20 protein-coding genes and 1 riboswitch are annotated in these 17940 nt (G+C 67.5%); of the genes, 12 read left to right on the top strand and 8 right to left on the bottom strand.

Features of this window, described 5'->3' with window-relative positions; translation table 11 throughout:
- Positions 1 to 24: 24 nt before the first annotated feature.
- From AC4ELH_RS16550 to AC4ELH_RS16535, 4 genes are read left to right on the top strand one after another with little or no spacing between them, the layout of a single operon-like run.
- Entirely contained in the window at positions 25 to 1227 is a 1203-nt protein-coding gene (locus tag AC4ELH_RS16550) for an ABC transporter substrate-binding protein (RefSeq protein ID WP_498885445.1), read from the top strand.
- Complete coding sequence (locus AC4ELH_RS16545; RefSeq protein ID WP_498885443.1) at positions 1224 to 2264, top strand: FecCD family ABC transporter permease; 1041 nt, start codon at positions 1224 to 1226, stop codon at positions 2262 to 2264. The genes AC4ELH_RS16550 and AC4ELH_RS16545 overlap by 4 nt, the downstream gene beginning before the upstream one ends.
- Positions 2261 to 4009, top strand: coding sequence for an ATP-binding cassette domain-containing protein (locus AC4ELH_RS16540; RefSeq protein WP_448445911.1), 1749 nt, complete (start codon positions 2261 to 2263; stop codon positions 4007 to 4009). Before AC4ELH_RS16545 ends, AC4ELH_RS16540 begins: the two co-directional genes overlap by 4 nt.
- Positions 4006 to 4584 carry a DUF7676 family protein gene (locus AC4ELH_RS16535; RefSeq protein ID WP_498885441.1) on the top strand — a complete coding sequence of 193 codons (579 nt, stop codon included), beginning with the start codon at positions 4006 to 4008 and terminating at the stop codon, positions 4582 to 4584. Before AC4ELH_RS16540 ends, AC4ELH_RS16535 begins: the two co-directional genes overlap by 4 nt.
- A 7-nt stretch (positions 4585 to 4591) precedes the next feature.
- Here AC4ELH_RS16535 and AC4ELH_RS16530 read toward each other — a convergent pair whose 3' ends face one another.
- The 3 genes from AC4ELH_RS16530 to AC4ELH_RS16520 all read right to left on the bottom strand — a co-directional run bounded on the left by AC4ELH_RS16530 (position 4592) and on the right by AC4ELH_RS16520 (position 8969).
- On the bottom strand, positions 4592 to 6364 hold the full coding sequence (locus tag AC4ELH_RS16530; protein ID WP_498885439.1) for a PPE family protein: 1773 nt from the start codon (positions 6362 to 6364) through the stop codon (positions 4592 to 4594).
- A 34-nt stretch (positions 6365 to 6398) separates the two neighbouring features.
- Positions 6399 to 6582, bottom strand: a riboswitch (cobalamin riboswitch).
- Positions 6583 to 6880: 298 nt separating this feature from the next.
- Positions 6881 to 8401 carry a flotillin family protein gene (locus AC4ELH_RS16525; RefSeq protein WP_448445905.1) on the bottom strand — a complete coding sequence of 507 codons (1521 nt, stop codon included), beginning with the start codon at positions 8399 to 8401 and terminating at the stop codon, positions 6881 to 6883.
- A gap of 73 nt (positions 8402 to 8474) precedes the next feature.
- Positions 8475 to 8969, bottom strand: coding sequence for an NfeD family membrane protein (locus AC4ELH_RS16520; RefSeq protein WP_448445903.1), 495 nt, complete (start codon positions 8967 to 8969; stop codon positions 8475 to 8477).
- Positions 8970 to 9299: 330 nt separating this feature from the next.
- Between AC4ELH_RS16520 and infA the strand changes: the two genes are divergently transcribed.
- The 8 genes from infA to truA all read left to right on the top strand — a co-directional run bounded on the left by infA (position 9300) and on the right by truA (position 13995).
- Complete coding sequence (gene infA / locus AC4ELH_RS16515) at positions 9300 to 9521, top strand: translation initiation factor IF-1 (protein WP_003418601.1); 222 nt, start codon at positions 9300 to 9302, stop codon at positions 9519 to 9521.
- Positions 9522 to 9606: 85 nt separating this feature from the next.
- Positions 9607 to 9720 carry a 50S ribosomal protein L36 gene (gene rpmJ, locus AC4ELH_RS16510; RefSeq protein ID WP_003879483.1) on the top strand — a complete coding sequence of 38 codons (114 nt, stop codon included), beginning with the start codon at positions 9607 to 9609 and terminating at the stop codon, positions 9718 to 9720.
- Between the two features lie 209 nt (positions 9721 to 9929).
- The gene (rpsM, locus tag AC4ELH_RS16505; RefSeq protein WP_044519236.1) at positions 9930 to 10304 is read left to right on the top strand and encodes a 30S ribosomal protein S13; all 375 of its coding nucleotides are present in this window, start codon (positions 9930 to 9932) and stop codon (positions 10302 to 10304) included.
- 6 nt (positions 10305 to 10310) lie between these two features.
- Entirely contained in the window at positions 10311 to 10727 is a 417-nt protein-coding gene (gene rpsK, locus AC4ELH_RS16500; RefSeq protein WP_448445900.1) for a 30S ribosomal protein S11, read from the top strand.
- A 31-nt stretch (positions 10728 to 10758) separates the two neighbouring features.
- Positions 10759 to 11364, top strand: coding sequence for a 30S ribosomal protein S4 (gene rpsD / locus AC4ELH_RS16495; RefSeq protein ID WP_055109864.1), 606 nt, complete (start codon positions 10759 to 10761; stop codon positions 11362 to 11364).
- A gap of 74 nt (positions 11365 to 11438) precedes the next feature.
- Entirely contained in the window at positions 11439 to 12494 is a 1056-nt protein-coding gene (locus tag AC4ELH_RS16490; RefSeq protein ID WP_019347690.1) for a DNA-directed RNA polymerase subunit alpha, read from the top strand.
- A gap of 60 nt (positions 12495 to 12554) precedes the next feature.
- Positions 12555 to 13109 carry a 50S ribosomal protein L17 gene (rplQ, locus tag AC4ELH_RS16485; protein ID WP_064960030.1) on the top strand — a complete coding sequence of 185 codons (555 nt, stop codon included), beginning with the start codon at positions 12555 to 12557 and terminating at the stop codon, positions 13107 to 13109.
- 16 nt (positions 13110 to 13125) lie between these two features.
- Positions 13126 to 13995, top strand: a complete 870-nt coding sequence (truA, locus tag AC4ELH_RS16480) for a tRNA pseudouridine(38-40) synthase TruA (RefSeq protein ID WP_064960031.1) — start codon at positions 13126 to 13128, stop codon at positions 13993 to 13995.
- Between the two features lie 15 nt (positions 13996 to 14010).
- Here the strand turns inward: truA and AC4ELH_RS16475 are convergent, their stop codons facing one another.
- The 5 genes from AC4ELH_RS16475 to AC4ELH_RS16455 form a co-directional block, all read right to left on the bottom strand.
- The gene (locus AC4ELH_RS16475; protein ID WP_413784920.1) at positions 14011 to 14682 is read right to left on the bottom strand and encodes a cutinase family protein; all 672 of its coding nucleotides are present in this window, start codon (positions 14680 to 14682) and stop codon (positions 14011 to 14013) included.
- A gap of 65 nt (positions 14683 to 14747) precedes the next feature.
- Positions 14748 to 15401, bottom strand: coding sequence for a cutinase family protein (locus AC4ELH_RS16470; protein ID WP_448446060.1), 654 nt, complete (start codon positions 15399 to 15401; stop codon positions 14748 to 14750).
- A gap of 75 nt (positions 15402 to 15476) precedes the next feature.
- Complete coding sequence (locus AC4ELH_RS16465; protein ID WP_498885431.1) at positions 15477 to 16157, bottom strand: cutinase family protein; 681 nt, start codon at positions 16155 to 16157, stop codon at positions 15477 to 15479.
- 24 nt (positions 16158 to 16181) lie between these two features.
- Complete coding sequence (locus AC4ELH_RS16460; protein WP_174554289.1) at positions 16182 to 16844, bottom strand: cutinase family protein; 663 nt, start codon at positions 16842 to 16844, stop codon at positions 16182 to 16184.
- Between the two features lie 25 nt (positions 16845 to 16869).
- Positions 16870 to 17907: an EamA family transporter gene (locus AC4ELH_RS16455; protein ID WP_448445895.1), complete on the bottom strand. Its 1038-nt coding sequence runs from the start codon at positions 17905 to 17907 to the stop codon at positions 16870 to 16872.
- Positions 17908 to 17940 lie beyond the last annotated feature (33 nt).

Here is a 17940-nt window from a genome sequence, read left to right as displayed (position 1 = left end):
CCCCGAGGAAGCTGATGCACGCCCATGCCCCGTGCGTTGTGGGTGGCACGTGCGCTGATGACGGCGCTGGTCACCATTGCGGTCGCCTCGGCGGCCGGTTGCTCGGCCGAGCACGCCACCGTCACCGACGGCGCGCGTCCCGGTTGCATCACCGGCTTCGATCCGGCCGCCGACTACTTCCCGGACAAATCGACCCTGTCCGAGGCCACCAACTTCCGCCTCGAATACCACCGCAGCTACCAGATCCTGACCGTGCAGCGCCCCTACCTCGGCCGACAGCCGGTGTCGTATGTGCTGGTGCGCTGCGGCGCCCCGGCCCCCGAGCTGACCGGCGAACTCGCACACGCCCAGCAAATCACCGTCCCGGTACGCACTGTGTATTCGGGTTCCACCACCCATCTGGCGATGATCACCGAACTCGGTCAGGCCGATGTGGTGACCGGGGTATCCAGTCCTCCCGAGGTTGCCGATCCGCAGATCCGTAGCCGCATCGATGCCGGCGCGATCGTCGGCTACGCCCCGGGCGGGCAGCTCAACATCGAGTCGGTGCTGCAGGCCGGCCCCGATGTGCTGGTCACCGAGGGCGTGGACGACCCCGGTTATCCGAAGTTGCGTGAGACCGGAATCCCGGTGGTCGCCGACGCCGAATGGCTCGAGCCCACCCCGCTGGGCCGCGCCGAATGGATCAAAATGTTTGCGGCACTGACCAGTACCGAACGCCAGGCCGAGCAGACCTACCGCCAGATCCGTGATGGCTACCACGCGCTGAGCGCCCGGGCCGCCGCGGCCAGATCGGTCGATGTCCTGGTGGGCGCCATGTATTCGGGCAACTGGTCGATGCCCACCGGCGCCAGCTACCCGTGCCGGCTGGTCGCCGACGCCGGCGGGACCTACCCCTGGCTCAGCGACACCGGCGCGCAGAACCGGCAGCTGAACTTCGAATCGGTCTACGCCCGCGCCGGGAACGCACCACTGTGGCTGGTCACCGATAATTGGAAAACCGTGAGCGACGCGGCATCCCAAGACAGCCGCTACGGCGAGCTCGCTGCCGTCCGCGATGGTCAGGTGTGGTCGGCCACGAAGGCCGTCGACCAGAACGGCCGCAACACCTACTGGGAGCGCGGAACGGCGCGGCCGGATCTTCTGCTCGGCGACCTGGTGGCCATCCTGCATCCCGAGCTGGCACCCGGCCACGACTTCGCGTTCTACCGCCAGGTCCCTCGGTGAGGGCCCGGACTCCGCTGGTTCTGACGGGCCTGGTCGTCGCGGTCGTTGTGCTGGTCCTGCTGAGCCTGGCGCTCGGCCCGGTCCGCGTGCCGCTCGCCGACACCGTGCGGGTACTGCTCGGCGCCGAGGCTTCCGACCCGCGCTGGCAGGTGATCGTGGCGAACATGCGACTACCCCGGGTGCTCACCGCGCTGGCCGCCGGGGCCGCGCTCGGAGTCGCCGGGCTACAACTGCAGACACTGTTCCGCAACACCCTCGCCGATCCCTACATCCTGGGGGTCAGTTCCGGTGCCAGCCTCGGCGTGGCGCTGGTCGTGCTGGTCGGCGGCAGCGCCGGCGCCGGGTTCAGCGCCGGGATGGCCGGGGTCGGCCGCGCCGGGTCGGTGGTCGCGGCCGCGGTGGGTGCCGCCGCGATGCTGACGCTGGTGCTGGCGCTATCGCGCTGGACGCGCTCGCCGGCCACCCTGCTGCTGATCGGGGTGATGCTGGGCGCAGCCAGCACCGCACTGGTGAGCCTTGCGATGGTCTATTCCGACCCGCAACGGGTGCAGCAATTTCTGCTGTGGGGACTGGGCAGTTTCGCCGGAACCGGCTGGGGCGACCTGCGACTGTTACTCCCTCTGATCGGCGGCGGGCTGGCCACCGCTGCTCTGACGATCCGGCCGCTCAACGCGCTGCTGCTCGGTGAGAGCTACGCGGTGACCATGGGTATCAACGTCCGGCGAGCCCGGATGGTCACGGTCGGGTCGGCATCGGTGCTGGCGGGCGTGACGACGGCATTCTGCGGACCGATAGCGTTCCTCGGCCTGGTGGTCCCACACCTGGCGCGCATCGCCCTCGGGACCTCCGACCACCGCGTGGTGGTACCCGCGGTGACGTTGCTGGGTGCCGTGGCCGCCCTGGCCTGCGGGATCGTCAGCCAGGTGCCGGGCAGCGATCTGGTGATTCCGGTCAACGCGGTCACGGCGCTGGTCGGGGCGCCGGTGGTGATCACCGTGCTGCTGCGGGCCCGGCGAGGCTCGGGGATGCTGGCATGACCAATCCTGCAGTCGAATTGGCCGGCCTGAGCATCGGATACCGCCACCGCCGCCAGGTCAGCACCGTGGCCACCGGACTTGATGCGCAGGCCCGCCGCGGCGAGCTCACCGTGCTGATCGGCCCCAACGGCGCCGGCAAATCCACCCTGATCCGGACCCTGGCCGGGCTGCAGCCGGCGCTCGGGGGCCAGGTGCTGCTCGACGGGACCGACCTGACCAAGCTGCCTCGTGACGAACTGGCCCGACAGGTCGGCGTGGTCCTCACCGAACGGATCGACCCGGGCTTGCTGTCGGCGCGGGAACTGGTGGGGCTGGGCCGAATTCCGCACCTGGGCCTGGCCGCCCGGCTGGGTCGCGCCGACGAGGAGATCGTGGACTGGGCACTGGCAGCCACCGGCGCCGGGCACCTGGCGTCGCGGTCGGCCGCGGAACTGTCCGACGGCGAGTGCCAGCGGGTGCTGACCGCGCGTGCGCTGGCCCAACAACCCGGCCTGCTGATCCTCGACGAGCCGACCGCATTCCTGGATGTGTCCGCGCGGGCCGCGCTGTTCGGACTGCTGCGCAAGCTGGCCCGTGACCAGCAGCTGGCGGTGGTGCTGAGCACCCACGACCTGGAACTGGCATTGCGGGTCGCCGACCGGGTGTGGCTGATGGATCGGTCGGGCACCCTCACCGACACCATCGGAGAGGAGCTCATGGTGTCCGGGCGCATCTCGGCGATGTTCGGCAACGACACGCTGCACTTCGACCCGGCCAGCGGCATGTTCACCATCGTCGACGACGGCGACCATCGCACCGCTCGCATCGAAGCCGCTGAACCCTTGCGTTCGGCAGTGACGCGCGTGCTGTCCCGGGAGGGCTGGCGGGACGGAGACAGCGCCGAGATCATCCTCACCGCAACCGATGTCGACACCATTGCCGTGCGCACCGTGGCCGGTGCCGAGATAGTGGCACTGCGTGACCTGCCGCAGCTGCTGCGGAGCGTGCCCGCCGGCTCGCACTGCTGCGTGCAGGCCGACCAGGTGGCGTCGGCGCTGGCGCAACTATCCACGGTCAGTTCCTATTTCGCGGTGTCCACCGGGCAGATCCCGGACGGCGACTGGCGCCCGGTCGCCCAGCTGTACACCGACGAGCAGCTGCTGGCCGGCGTGGTCGAGCGGGTCCGGGAGCGCATCGGGGCACCGGATCTGCGCGTCGCGGTGTCGACCTTCTACCTAGGTTTCGCCGCCCGGCTGTGGTCGATCGGTCTGGGCGGGCTCGCCGAACACGGCCTGCTGGTGGACCTGCATCGTGATCAGCTCTGGTTCAGCGAATCCGGCGGCTCGGTGCGCTTGCACCTGCGCCATCCCATCGCCTGGCGGGCAACCGATTCTGAACCCCTGCTGGCCGACATGATCCTGCGTGACCACCTGGCACCGCTGGTCGACGCGGTCCGACGGCTCGGCCCGATCTCGCAGCGGCTGCTGCTCGGCAATGCCGCCTCCGCGCTCCTGGGCGCCGCCCGTGCGCTGAGCCGGCATCGCGGCGGTGAACTCGCGGCCGACCCGGGCTGGGGTCTCGCACGCAGCCTGTTTGATGACGAACGGCTCAGCAGCACAATATGTTTCAACGAATCAGAGACCGATTATCGGCGCACCAGTTGCTGTCTGTTCTATCGCACGCCCGACGCCGGGTTGTGCGGTGACTGCGCGCTGACCCACAAGCCCGAGGCCGGTACCCGTTTGAACGAGAAGGGATCCCCATGACCGACACCAGCACCGAGATCGTCGCCGATCCGCCGATCGTCGACACCGAAGACCGTGGCCGCGAACAGTTGTGGCCGTTGCCCACCGACCAGGAGCGCCTGCTGGATCTGCTGCACCTGTGCTTCGACGAGTACTGGGACGAGATCTGGTTCGGCATCATCATGCAGGGTGCCGCCTGGGAGGTAGTCGCGCCCAACGCGCCCCGTAAGATCGCGATGCTCGACGGTTATGCCACCATCGATTTCGGTCGCTGGCACTTTCACCTGTGCATCGGCAAGCACCGCGCCAGCGGCTCCGAGCTGGGCCGGATCCGCCGCTGCAGCCGCGCCGAGTTGTACCGCTCGATCGGCAAGCAGGGTAACCCGATGTCGTGGGGGGTGCGGCTCTACAACGGGCGCGACGAGCAGATGATGACGTTGATGCTGCCCAACCCGTTCCTCACCAACGACCAGCAGATCCGCGACGAGCCCGAGTGGGGCCAGCTGGAACTGTGGGACAAGCTGCGCGACAAGTACCTCGGGCTGGGCCCAGACCCGTTGGACCGCAGCGGAAAACAGATCCGCTGCGGGGGCTGATCACCGCTTAGCCGTTGTCCCCGTCGGCCGGCCAGGTGTTCGGAAGCATTGGACTGACAGCGCCACCGCCGAACTCGTCCCCGGCCAGCTTGGCAAGCCCGGCCGGTGGCGCGGTGCCCTCGCGCGGGGCGGAACCGGCGAAGCCGAGGCTTCCGGCGCCGCGGTCCGAGGGCATGGCCACCGGATCGGGCGCCAGGTCCTGATCCAGGTACATGTACTTGTGCCCGCGCCCGTGCATCCCGACTTTCTCCCGGCGTCGGCGATGACGCGGTGCCGCAGCATCTTCCTCAGGCTCGGCCACATCAGCTTCGTCGGCGGCCGGCTTGGAGGCCGCCTTCTTGCGGGTTCTGCTCCCCGCCGCGCGACGGGCACCCATGTCCAAGCCGCCGACCAGGTACCCGTAGGCGGGCATGGACACCGAAGGTGGGCCAGCCGGCGTCGGCGGCGGGGCAGGCGGCGGTGCGGGAGCTGGGGTAGGCGTCGGCGTCGGCGGCGGGGCCGGCGTGGGGGCCGGGGCAGGGGCCGGTGCAGAAGGCGACGGCTGAGCCATTGTCAGGCCGGCTGACGGCGGCGCGGGCGAAGGCGGCGGCACCACGGCCTCCGTCGTGGCATGGTGCGCCAGCGCCCCGACTCCCAGGCCGCCGACCACTCCGACCGGGGCCAGCGCGGTCGTGGCGGCCAGCGCCGGCAGCAACGCGGGGAGCAACGCCGTCTGGGTGATCGTGTAGTTGAGCAACTGGATGGTGTTGCCGATCGTGGACCCGATGATCTCCACCATCACCAGTGGGATGACCACACCCAGGGCCTGGGGATTGAAAAGCGCGGTGTACAGGACCGCGATCAGGTCGTCGATGATCACCTTGCTGGTGAACACGATGTAGGACACCGGGTCCAGTGGCACCGAGAAGATATAGGCCAGGGTGGCGGGGTTGAGATAGCTCAACGGGTTGCCGGTCCAACCCAGCCACGACCCCGGCACCCCGATTGGTGGCAGCAGATTCGATCCGTTCTGCAGCCCGGCGAAGAAATCGGCCAGCGGATCCGGGATACCGGTGTAGCCGATCTTGTTGAAGAACTCCTGCAGCTCGACGTAGAGCGGATACTGGCTGCTGTCGGGATAAGGCGCTTGGGGGACAAAGCCTTCGAGCCAATTGGCGAAGTCGGTGAACCACTGCGGGGCCTCCGGCGCGGTTTCCGGGGCCGAGTCCGCACTGTCCAGCGTCTTGAGCATCGCGGGCTCTACCTTGAGCATCGGGGGCGCCGCCTCGAGCTGTGGCACCGAGGTCACCGAGGCGTCCGCCGTCGCCTCGTAGGTGGTCATCACCGCGGCGGCCTGTGCCCACATCCGCGCATAGTTGGCCTCGTTCAGCGCTATCGGAATGGTGTTGACACCAAAGAAATTCGTGCCCACCAGCACCGCGTGTGCGGCGTGGTTGGCGGCCAGCTCAGCCATGGTCGGCATGGCCGCCAGGGCGCTGGCATAGGCCCCGGCGGCGGTCTGCAGCGCGGCGGCCGTCGACGTGGCCTGGGCTCCGGCGCGTCGTAGCCACGCCAGATAGGGGCCGTTGGCGGCCACGTACGCCTCCGCGGATGGGCCCATCCAGATCTCGGACTGGACTGCGCCCAGTACTGCGGTCAGCTCGTCGGCGATGGAGTTGTAGTCCGCCGCCAACGTGGACCACGCTGCGGCGGAGGCCAGCAATGAGCCGGCGCCGGGGCCGGCGGACAACAAGGACGAATGGACCTCAGGCGGCGACGCCGCCCAGACCGGGGCAGGCAAGGGGACCAGCTCTCTTCGGGGTACACCGCCCCGCGTCGAAGGATGCGACGATGTGAGTGTCCTGACTCTCGGATCAACGCTCGCCTCGCCTTCCAGCTCCGTTGAGAGCCGTGGCTGTTGAGGGTCGCTCCCCGATCACAGTGGCGGGACCGTGCCGGATTTACACCGGCTTCCTGCACCATCGTTGCCGTACCGGGGCATTGTCGCATGTCACTGGAAGACGCAATAGCTGACGCGCGCGTCGCCCGATCGCCCAACCGATCTGCCTTTGGAACGTTGTTGCGGGAGTTGACCTTCGGCCATGCCCGCCAACTTGAGTCGGTCATTGGGTGAACACCTGAGGCAACCGTGCCGACCAGCACACCCCGGTGGCGGGGACGTCACGGTGCGCCACGACCACCTGTACGCGGGCGCGCGCCCGACCGGCCGGTGGGCATCGGGCCCGAACCCGCCTGACTCAGCGTCCCGGTAGCCGAAGTCGGTTCGCTTCCTCGACGCTGAATCAGTCCTGCGCGATCAGTCCTGCGCGTCGGCCTTGTCAGCATTCCGGTTGAGCATGGCCGCCACGTCGATGCCCGAGGCCTTGAGCGACTCCAGGATGTTGGCCACCGCGAGCGGGCTGATGCCGAGCAGGCTCCCGACCGCGCCCTGGGTGTCGCCAGACCCGCCGATGATCGACAGCCGGTCGATCTCGGCCAGCGGTGCGGCCGCCGCCTCGGTCGCCTTGACCACCGAGGCGAGCACGTCGGGAAGCATCAGCAGGCGCGCGGCCTCGGCCGTGTAGCCGTTGAGCGCCGCGGCGATCTCCTTCTTACCGTTGGCCTCGGCCAGCAGTTTGGCCTCGATACCGGCGGCCTCGGCCTGTTGCTCGACCCGCAGGGCGTCGGCCAGTTCCTTCTTACCGGCGGCCTCGGCGACGAGCTTGGCCTGCAGGCTGTCGGCCTCGGCTTGCTTCTCCACCCGAAGGGCGTCGGCGGCCGCCTTGCGGGCGTCGGCCTCGGCCTGACCCTTGCGCCGCTCGGTCTCGGCTGCGGCCTCGGCGGCCAGGATCGTGGACTGGCGCTGGCCTTCGGCGATCGCGATGTCGGCCTGTCGCTTTGCCTCGGCAGGTGCGATCACGTCGGCCTGCAGGGCAGCCTGGGCCTGTTCGGCGCGGCGTTGCTCCACCTCGATGCGGGCCTGCACCCGGGCCGCCTCGGCCTGCTCCGTGGCAATGCCGACGTCCTTCTGGGCGCGGGCGTTGGCCAGCGGTCCGGCCTGGTCGGCCTGGGCGTTCTCGGCCTCGGTCTGCGCGCGCAGCCGGGCCAGCTCGACGTCGCGCTTCTGGTTGGCGGTGGCGATCGCGGTGTCGGCCTCGGCCTGCGCGATGGACCCCTCCTGGCGGGCCTTGGCCGACTGGATCTGGGCGTCGCGCTCGGCCTCGGCGGTGCCGACCGTGGCGTCCCGCTTGACCTCGGCGATGCGGCGCTGGCCGAGCGACTTCAGGTAGTCGTTGGCATCGGAGATGCCGGCGATCTTGAGGACGTCGACCTCCATGCCGATCCGGGCCAGGTCACCGCCGGCCTCCTCGACCACGCTGCGGGCCAGGCTGTCGCGGTTGGAGTTGAGGTCCTCGACGGTCATGGTCGCGGTGATGCCGCGCAGGCTGCCGGCCAGGATCTCGTTGATCTGACGCTGCAACTCGTTGAGGTCGGAGGTCAGGAAGCGTTGCACCGCGGTCTGTACGGCCTCGTCGGCCGAGCCGATGCGCACCAGCCCGACGGCTTCGACGTTGACCGGCACACCGTTGTTGGACAGCGCGTTCTGCAGGTTGATGCTGACGTTGAACGGTTCCAGGCTCATGATGTCCACCCGCTCGATGCCGGGCATCCGGAACCGGGCACCACCGCGGACCACCTTGGGGGTGCCGCGTCCGGTGAACACGGCCACCTCGTTGGGCGGCACCTTGATGTAGTTCTTGACGTAGATCAACGGCAGCACCACCAGGATGAGGATCGCGGCGATGGCGGCGAGGACGACGATGAGCAGCAGGGACACTGTGGTGCCTTTCTCGGTGGGGCAGCGCTCGGGTGCAGCTCAGGTTTCTGGAACTGCTCAGGTTGCTGGAAGCTCAGGTTTCTGGAACTGCGACGATGTGGACGAAATCCGGATCGATGTCGGCGATGTAGACGCGGGTCGCCTTGGGCAGCGCATCGGCCTCGTCGCTCTTGGCGCGGGAGAACACCCGGTTGCCGTCGGCGTCGACGAACGAGATCTCGCCCCAGCCGCCCGCCGGGACTTCGAGGGTGACGGTGCCGAGCAGGCCGACATAGGAGGACCGGCCCTTGTGGGAGTTGGACTGCTGGCGGCGCATGTAGGGCAACAGCAGGCCGTTGAGGGTGAACACCAGCACGACCGCGCAGGCCGCGGCCAGGGCTGCGGACCAGATGGCGCCCAGGCCCAGCCAGGTGCCGATCAGGCCGCCGGTGCCGGCGCCGAGTAGGGCGACCGACAGGCCGGTCAGGCTCAGGAAGGGCATGCCGTCGCCGTGCCCGACATCGGCGAGCAGCAGGGCGGCCAGTACAGCGATGCCGCCGACGACGAACGCGGCCAGGTACACAGCCATCACGTGCTCGTGTCTCCATTCGCCGGGTGCGCGGATCAGTCCGTACCATTCTCGCTTGATTCGTGGCTCCGAGGCGCACCAATCTTCGGCACAGATGTGGGTGGCCGGTCCTGCTCAGCCGTGATTTTGGTACAGGCCGCCGAGCGGGTATTGTGGACCAACGGTGCGACTATCGCGCCGACTTTTTGCGTGCCCCGTCTTGGAACTGCTGAATTTCTGCAACTTCGCCTCGATCCGGCTCACGTTTTGAAGTTGGTCGGTTGCAGCACCACGACGGGCTGCATTGAGACTGATGAAGCTACGAAACGAAAGCAAGGATCGCCGAAAAGTATGGCCAAGAAAGACGGTGCCATCGAGGTCGAGGGTCGCGTGGTCGAGCCTCTGCCCAATGCGATGTTCCGCATTGAGCTGGAGAACGGACACAAGGTCTTGGCCCACATCAGCGGCAAGATGCGGCAGCACTACATCCGCATCCTGCCCGAGGACCGCGTAGTGGTGGAGCTCTCGCCCTACGACCTGTCCCGGGGCCGCATCGTGTACCGGTACAAGTGACCCGATAGAAGCCCGACCAGTAACGACGAGAACGGTGACGTGCGCATGCGCATGACACCAACAAGCCAGAAGGATCGAAACAGCCGTGAAGGTGAACCCGAGCGTCAAGCCCATCTGCGATAAGTGCAGGGTGATCCGCCGGCATGGGCGGGTCATGGTGATCTGCAGCGATCCCCGCCACAAGCAGCGGCAGGGTTAGTCAGGACTCCCTTCGGGAGCCTTGATCGACCACGTTGGATCACAACACAACTGAATGATGAACTCCCAGCACCACTGAGCGGATACGCCGCTCATACGAGATGAGCACTCATCCACGTCCGGTACGGAGGCCGGACCCCGGAGAGCCCTTAGGGGCTGAAGGGAACGGGCTGGGACCAGACCTCCGCAGAAAAGAAGGAACACCGCCACATGGCACGCCTCGTGGGCGTCGATCTTCCGCGCGACAAGCGCATGGAGATCGCGCTGACCTACATTTTCGGCATCGGCCGTACCCGTTCGAACGAGATCCTCGCCGCGACGGGCATTGACAAGAACATGCGCACGAAGGACCTGACCGACGATCAGGTGACCGTTCTGCGTGACTACATCGAAGGCAACCTCAAGGTTGAGGGTGACCTGCGCCGCGAGGTGCAGGCCGACATTCGCCGCAAGATCGAGATCGGCTGCTACCAGGGCCTGCGGCACCGCCGTGGTCTGCCCGTGCGTGGGCAGCGCACCAAGACCAACGCGCGTACCCGCAAGGGCCCCAAGCGCACCATCGCCGGCAAGAAGAAGGCTAGGTAAGCACCGATGGCACCCCCGAAAAAAGCTGGGCAGGCTTCGAAGCGCGGTAAGACCACCCGTCGCCGGGAAAAGAAGAACGTCCCGCACGGCGCCGCTCACATCAAGAGCACGTTCAACAACACGATCGTCTCGATCACCGATCCCCAGGGCAACGTCATCGCCTGGGCGTCGTCGGGTCACGTCGGCTTCAAGGGTTCGCGTAAGTCGACCCCGTTCGCCGCACAGCTGGCCGCCGAGAACGCTGCCCGCAAGGCGCAGGAGCACGGCGTGAAGAAGGTCGACGTGTTCGTCAAGGGTCCGGGTTCGGGCCGTGAGACCGCCATCCGCTCGCTGCAGGCCGCCGGCCTCGAGGTGGGCGCGATTTCCGACGTCACTCCGCAGCCGCACAACGGCTGCCGTCCGCCCAAGCGGCGCAGGGTCTAGGTCGGCTCGGGAAAAGGATTAGGTAAAGAAAATGGCTCGTTATACCGGACCCGCCACCCGCAAGTCGCGCCGTCTCGGCGTCGACCTGATCGGTGGAGACCAGTCGTTCGAGAAGCGCCCCTACCCGCCCGGCCAGCACGGCCGCGCGCGGATCAAGGAGAGCGAATACCGCACCCAGCTGCAGGAGAAGCAGAAGGCTCGCTTCACCTACGGCGTGCTGGAGAAGCAGTTCCGCAAGTACTACGAAGAGGCCAACCGCCAGTCGGGTAAGACCGGCGAGAACCTGCTCCAGATCCTGGAGAGCCGCCTGGACAACGTGGTGTACCGCGCCGGCCTGGCGCGCACCCGCCGGATGGCCCGTCAGCTGGTCAGCCACGGCCACTTCACCGTCAACGGTGTCAAGGTGAACATCCCGAGCTACCGGGTGTCGCAGTACGACATCATCGACATCAAGGAGAAGTCGCTCAACACCCTGCCGTTCGAGCTTTCTCGGCAGACTGCGGGTGAGCGTCCGATCCCGTCGTGGCTGCAGGTCGTCGGGGAGCGTCAGCGCATCCTCGTCCACCAGCTGCCCGAGCGCGCGCAGATCCAGGTGCCGCTCGCCGAACAGCTCATCGTCGAGTTCTACTCGAAGTAATGACCTACCGGTCACCCGACCGGTAGGTACCAGACGGCATCAAATAGCGGGTGCCGAGAAGGAGAAGAAACACCATGCTGATCTCTCAGCGACCCACACTGTCCGAGGAAACCCTCGCCGACAACCGCTCCAAGTTCGTCATCGAGCCCCTGGAGCCCGGTTTCGGTTACACGTTGGGTAACTCGCTGCGGCGCACGCTGCTGTCGTCCATTCCGGGCGCAGCGGTCACGAGCATCCGCATCGACGGTGTGCTGCACGAGTTCACCACCGTCCCCGGCGTCAAGGAAGACGTCACCGACATCATCCTGAACCTCAAGGGCCTGGTCGTGTCCTCCGAGGAGGACGAGCCGGTCACCATGTACCTGCGCAAGCAGGGCCCGGGTGCCGTCACCGCCGGTGACATCGTGCCCCCGGCCGGTGTGACGGTGCACAACCCGGACATGCACATCGCCACCCTCAACGACAAGGGCAAGCTGGAGGTCGAGCTCGTCGTCGAGCGCGGTCGCGGCTACGTCCCGGCCGTGCAGAACAAGGCCTCGGGCGCTGAGATCGGCCGTATCCCGGTCGATTCGATCTACTCGCCGGTCCTCAAGGTCACCTACAAGGTGGAGGCCACGCGTGTCGAGCAGCGCACCGACTTCGACAAGCTGATTCTCGATGTCGAGACCAAGAACTCGATCAGCCCGCGTGACGCCCTGGCGTCGGCCGGCAAGACCCTGGTCGAGCTGTTCGGTCTGGCACGGGAACTCAACGTCGAGGCCGAGGGCATCGAGATCGGCCCGTCGCCGGCCGAGGCAGACCACATTGCCAGCTTCGCGCTGCCGATCGACGATCTGGACCTGACCGTCCGTTCGTACAACTGCCTCAAGCGCGAGGGTGTGCACACGGTGGGCGAGCTCGTCGCCCGCACGGAGTCCGACCTGCTGGACATCCGTAACTTCGGCCAGAAGTCCATCGACGAGGTGAAGATCAAGCTGCACCAGCTGGGTCTCTCGCTCAAGGACAGCCCGGCTACGTTCGATCCGTCCGAGGTCGCCGGTTACGACGCCGCCACCGGCACCTGGACCGCGGATGCCGGCGGTTACGACCTGGACGACACCCAGGACTACGCCGAGACCGAGCAGCTCTAAAGAATTACCGTCCCGGTCCTACCTGATACGGGGACCGGCCCCATTTAGGAGATAGTCGCAATGCCCAAGCCCACCAAGGGTGCTCGCCTCGGCGGGTCGTCCTCACACCAGAAGGCGATCCTGGCCAACCTGGCTACGTCGTTGTTCGAGCACGGTCGCATCAAGACGACCGAACCGAAGGCCCGGGCGCTGCGTCCGTACGCCGAGAAGCTGATCACCCATGCCCGCAAGGGTGAGCTGCACAACCGCCGCGAGGTGATGAAGAAGATCCGCGACAAGGACGTCGTGCACGTTCTGTTCGCCGAGATCGGCCCCTTCTTCGCCGATCGCGAGGGTGGCTACACGCGCATCATCAAGGTCGAGAACCGCAAGGGCGACAACGCCCCCATGGCTGTCATCGAGCTGGTGCGGGAGAAGACCGTGACCTCCGAGGCCGACCGCGCTCGTCGTGCGGCCGCCGCGCAGGCCAAGGCTGCCGAGGCTGAGGCTCCCGCTGAGGACGCTGTCGAAGAGGCCGCGACCGAAGAGGCGACCGAAGAGACTGTCGCTGAGGAGGCTCCGGCCGACGAGGCGTCCGCCGATGAGGCAGTCACTGAGGATGAAGCCAAGTCCTAATCAGGCATTGAACGACATGCCCGCCATCGATTCCGGTGGCGGGCATGTCGCTTCTGTCCGCCTGCGGCTCGATATCGCATACGACGGCACCGATTTCGCGGGCTGGGCGGTGCAGATCGGTCAGCGCACCGTGGCCGGGGTGATCGACGAGGCACTCTCGACGGTGTTCCGCGCGCCGGTGGTGACGCGTACCGCGGGCCGTACCGACACCGGGGTGCATGCCACCGGTCAGGTCGCCCATGTCGACATCCCCGTCGATGCCGTCGCGCATGCCTATCCGCGCACCACCCGCCCGGGTGACGCCGAATTCACCCCGCTGGTGCGTCGATTGGCGCGATTGTTGCCGACCGATGTCCGGATCCGCGACATCGTCCGGGCGCCTGCGGGTTTCGATGCCAGATTCTCGGCACTGCGCCGGCACTACACCTACCGGTTGAGTCTCGCCCCCTACGGGGTCGAGCCGTCCGAGGCGCGGTTCGTCACCCCGTGGTCGAAGTCCCTGGATCTCGACGCGATGGCCGCCGCGTCGCAGGAGTTGGTGGGGCTCAACGATTTCGCGGCGTTCTGCCGTCCCCGCCCGGGAGCCACCACGATTCGTGACCTGCAGCGGCTGGAGTGGGTGCGTGACGGGCACTATGTGACGGCGTATGTCACCGCGGATGCCTTCTGCTGGAACATGGTTCGCTCGTTGGTCGGCGCGATTCTGGCGGTGGGGGAGGGCAGGCGTTCAGCTGACTGGACCGCCGGGCTCCTGGGTGAGTCGAGCCGCTCCAGCGATTTCGCCGCCGCACCTGCGCGTGGGCTCACGCTCGTTCAGGTCGACTATCCGCCCGATGATGAACTGGCCGGCCGGAACACCGTCACCCGGGACCTGCGTACGCTCTGAGAACCTCGGGCGCCCTCAGAGTCGGGCGGCGACAAACTTGGCCGCCTGCGCCACCATCCCCGAGCGGATGTAGCCGGGTGCCAGATGGTCCTGCCAGCCGGCCCGCCAGTTGTACGGGCTGCTCGGATTGCACACCGGGTCGTCACTGTGGCACAGGTCGATGGTCCGACTCTGATATGTGGGGTTCAACAACGTGATCGGGCCTGCCCAGTTGGCACCGTTGCCGAACAGCGCCACTGCGGCGATGTGCCGATCGGTGCCACGCGGTAGCGGACTGTTGAAGGTGAACGCCGAAACCGGCATGGCCAGAACCAGGTCGGTGGCGGCGGCGCCCAACGAGTAACCGCCCAGCACGAGCTTGGTCCTCGGACAATTGCGCGTCATCCACTGCACGTGCCGGCTCATGTCGTTGGCGCCCACGTCAACCTGGGTGTCCGCCGGGTAATTCACCGGATAGAAGCTGATGTTCGGGCCTCGGAGGGCTCGGAGAGTCTTGATGAATGCGGTGCCGACCTGACCGGGGCCCGGGGGTTCCATCCGGCCGCGGGCGAACACCACTTCCGCCGGTGGACACACGGCACCGTTGGCAACGCCAATCATGCTGGGAGCTACCGTCATCGGCGTCATGACGGCGGCCAGGGTGGTGATGAGCGCGGTGAACATCCGGCGGACAATCACGCATTCGATGGTATTGACGACGACGTCGAGAATAGGTGCCGGTCAGGCAACGATCCGGCGACGGTCGACGTCGGTCAGATGCGACCGGTCACGAAATCCGCGGCCTGGTTGACCATCCCGCCGTCGATGTAGGCGCCCGCCAGGTGATCGGGCCAGTTGTTCTTCCAGGTGTCGGGATCGGCCGGGTTACAGATCGGGTCGGCACCGTGGCACAACTCGATGGTCCGGTCGGCATAGACCGGGCTGAAGCGCGTGATGGGACCGACCCACGCGGCGCCGTTGCCGAACAGGGCGACCGCGGCGATGTGCCCGTCGGCACCTGCGGGCAGCGGAGTCTTGAAGCCGAAGCCGGTGAACGGAACGGCCAGCACCACGTCGGCGACTGCGGCGCCCAACGAATACCCGCCGATCACCAATCGGGTGTCCGGGCAGTTGTTCATCATGTACTGGATGTGCTGGCTCATGTCGTTGGCGCCGATGTCGACCTCGCTGTCGGCCGGATACTTGACCGCATAGACGCCGATGTTCTTGTTCGACTTGGACCGCAGGGCACTCACGAACGCGTTCCCGAGAGTGCCGACCCCGGCAGGTTCGGTACGGCCACGGGCGAAGACGACCTCGACCGGAGGGCATGGGGCGGCGTTGGCCACGGCGACGGAGCCAGGCACGACAGCCGCGGCGGCGGGCAGGACGACAACGGCCGCCGCGAAAATGACAGCTACACCGATCCAGCGCCGAAGCCGTCGGGCTACGTGGCTGGTCGCAGGGAGTTCGACCACCTCAGCGATGGTAGCGGACGCGGCCTACAACAGTCCGGCGACGAAGTTGGCGGCATCGTTGGCCGGGCCTTCATACGCCCGGTGTGCCTGAACGCTGTCGCCGTCACCGCAGATCGGATCGCCGGGGTTGCACAGGTCGATGGCGCGGCCCCCGTACACCGGGCTGGAGGTCAGCGGCAGACCGAGTTTCGCCGACGGGTTACCGAAGACGGCGACCGCGGCGACGTGCTCCGGGACGTTCGGCGGCAGCGGTGCGTTGAAGCCGACGGCCGGGAACGGAACGGCAGCGATCACGTCGATCACCGCGGCGCCCTGGGAGTAGCCCCCCAGCACCAGCCGGGTATTGGGGCAGTTGTCCACCATCCACTGGATGTGGCCGGAGGCATCGTTGGCGCCGCCGGCTGCGGCCAGGAAGTCGAAGCTGGCCGGATAACTCACCGCGTAGGCGCCGACCGAACGGCCGCCGACCTTGTTGCGCAGCGCACTGACGAACGCGTTGCCGATCCGCCCGAGACCCGGGGTGTCGTTGGTGCCGCGGGCAAATACCACCTCGATGTCAGGGCAGTCCGCGGCTTTGGCCGAAGGCAGACCTACGCCGAGCCCGGGTGTGGAGGACGGCACCAGAACCGGTGCGACGACGGCAGCAGCAGCGGTGAGCGCTGCTGCCGCAAACACGGCGCAGCGACGAACAAGATCAATGGCCACACCAAATCCTAACGTCTGTTTTGACTAGACGATTCCTGCGACGAAGTTGACGGCCTGATCTGCCATGCCGACGTAGTCGCTGTGCGCGAACGGGTTCCGGCCGCGCGAACAGATGGGATCCCCGTCCTTGCAGATGTCGATCGCCTTGCCTCCGAACACCGACGAGGTGATCGGAATGCCGAATTTCGCCGACGGGTTGCCGAATACGGCAACGGCAGCGACCTGGGGCACAAGATCGCCTGCGAGCGGCGGTGCGGATCCGATCTCTCCGACCCTGTTGCCGAGCGGGGGGATGCCGGCCAGCATGTCCACGACCGCGGCGCCCTGCGAGTAGCCGCCGAGTACGACCTTGGTGGACGGGCAGGAGGACGCCAGCGTGGCAATACGGTTGGCAGCGTCGTTGGCGCCGTCGGCGGCGGCCAGGAAGTCGTAGCTGGCCGGGTAGTTCACCGCGTAGGTGGAGACCGTACGGCCGCCGAGTCGGGAGCTCAGCCCGTCGGCGAATGCCTGGCCCGGCCGGCCCAGTCCGGGCAAGTCATTGGTCCCGCGGGCGAAGATGACCTCTACGTCGGAGCATGGTTCGGCCGTGGCGGGCGCGGCGAACACCAGCGGAAAAGCTGCGCTGACCAGGGTTGAGACGATCGCGGCCACCCGGGCCGACTTCCGGAGGAGACTCACGGGCAACATAGTCACACAAAATGGTTAGCCGCGGCTAATCGTTTGCCCCGTCGGACGTCTCCTGCATGGCCATATCGGGCCAGGTCGCCCGCTCGACCTGGGTGGGCGCTTCCGGGTCCGCCTGCTCGCCGCGGTCACCCTGGCGGGCCACTGCGAGACCGACCAGTACGACGGCGCCGCCGATCGCCTGGCTCACCGACATCGCCTCGCCGAGCATGACCCAGGCGATGAGGACCGCGAACAGCACCTCGGAGAGCCCGACCAGGGAGGCAAAGCGTGGCTTGAGTTTGGCGATCCCGACGATGCCGAGCGTGTAGGCCAGGGCGGTGGGGATCAGGCCGAGTGCGATCACCGGCACCAGCCACGAAGTGGTGTGTCCGGCAAGGGTGACGGGGTTGGTGGTGAAGATCAGTGGCATGACGCCGGCGACGCCGAGGAGCGCCACGGCCGTGGTCCCGATGATCAGACCACCGGCAGCCAGGCTGATCGGGCTGAGCCCGTCGCCGTCGGTACTGGCCTTGTTGGACATCATGAAGTAGCAGGCGGCGCACACTGCAGCGGCCAGGCCCCAGCTCACGCCGGCGAGGTTGATCTGGGCGCCGCTGAACACGTCGAGCACCAGGACGATGCCGGCGATGGCGACGGCCACGCCGCCGAAGGTCAGCGCGCTGGGGCGGTGCCGGGTGGTGGCCCAGACCCAGCCGACGACCAGGATCGGGGCGGTGTACTCCAGCAGCAGCGCCACACCGACGGACAGGTGTGCGACGGCGTTGTAGTAGCAGAGCTGCGCGCCGGCGATCGGGATCAGGCCGTAGCCGATGACTGTCTTGGCGTGCCCGAGCACTTCGCGGATCCAGCCGGGCCGGACGACGCCGGCGAACGCGGCCATCATCAGCGCACCACCGGCCAGCCGGGCCGTGACGGCGGCGGTGGGGCTCCAGCCGGACTCCATCAGGGCTTTGGCGAACGGGCCCGATGAGCCGAACGCCAGCGCGGAGCTGACGGCGAACAGCAGGCCGAGCCGGAAGCGGTTGTCTGCGGTCGTGCGGTCGAGCTGGGCTTCGGCAGTCATCGGTACACCCCCCTGGGACGTGTCATGAGTAAA

The organism is Mycobacterium shunyiense, assembly GCF_058270075.1.
This window is presented reverse-complemented; position numbering and strand designations above follow the sequence as displayed.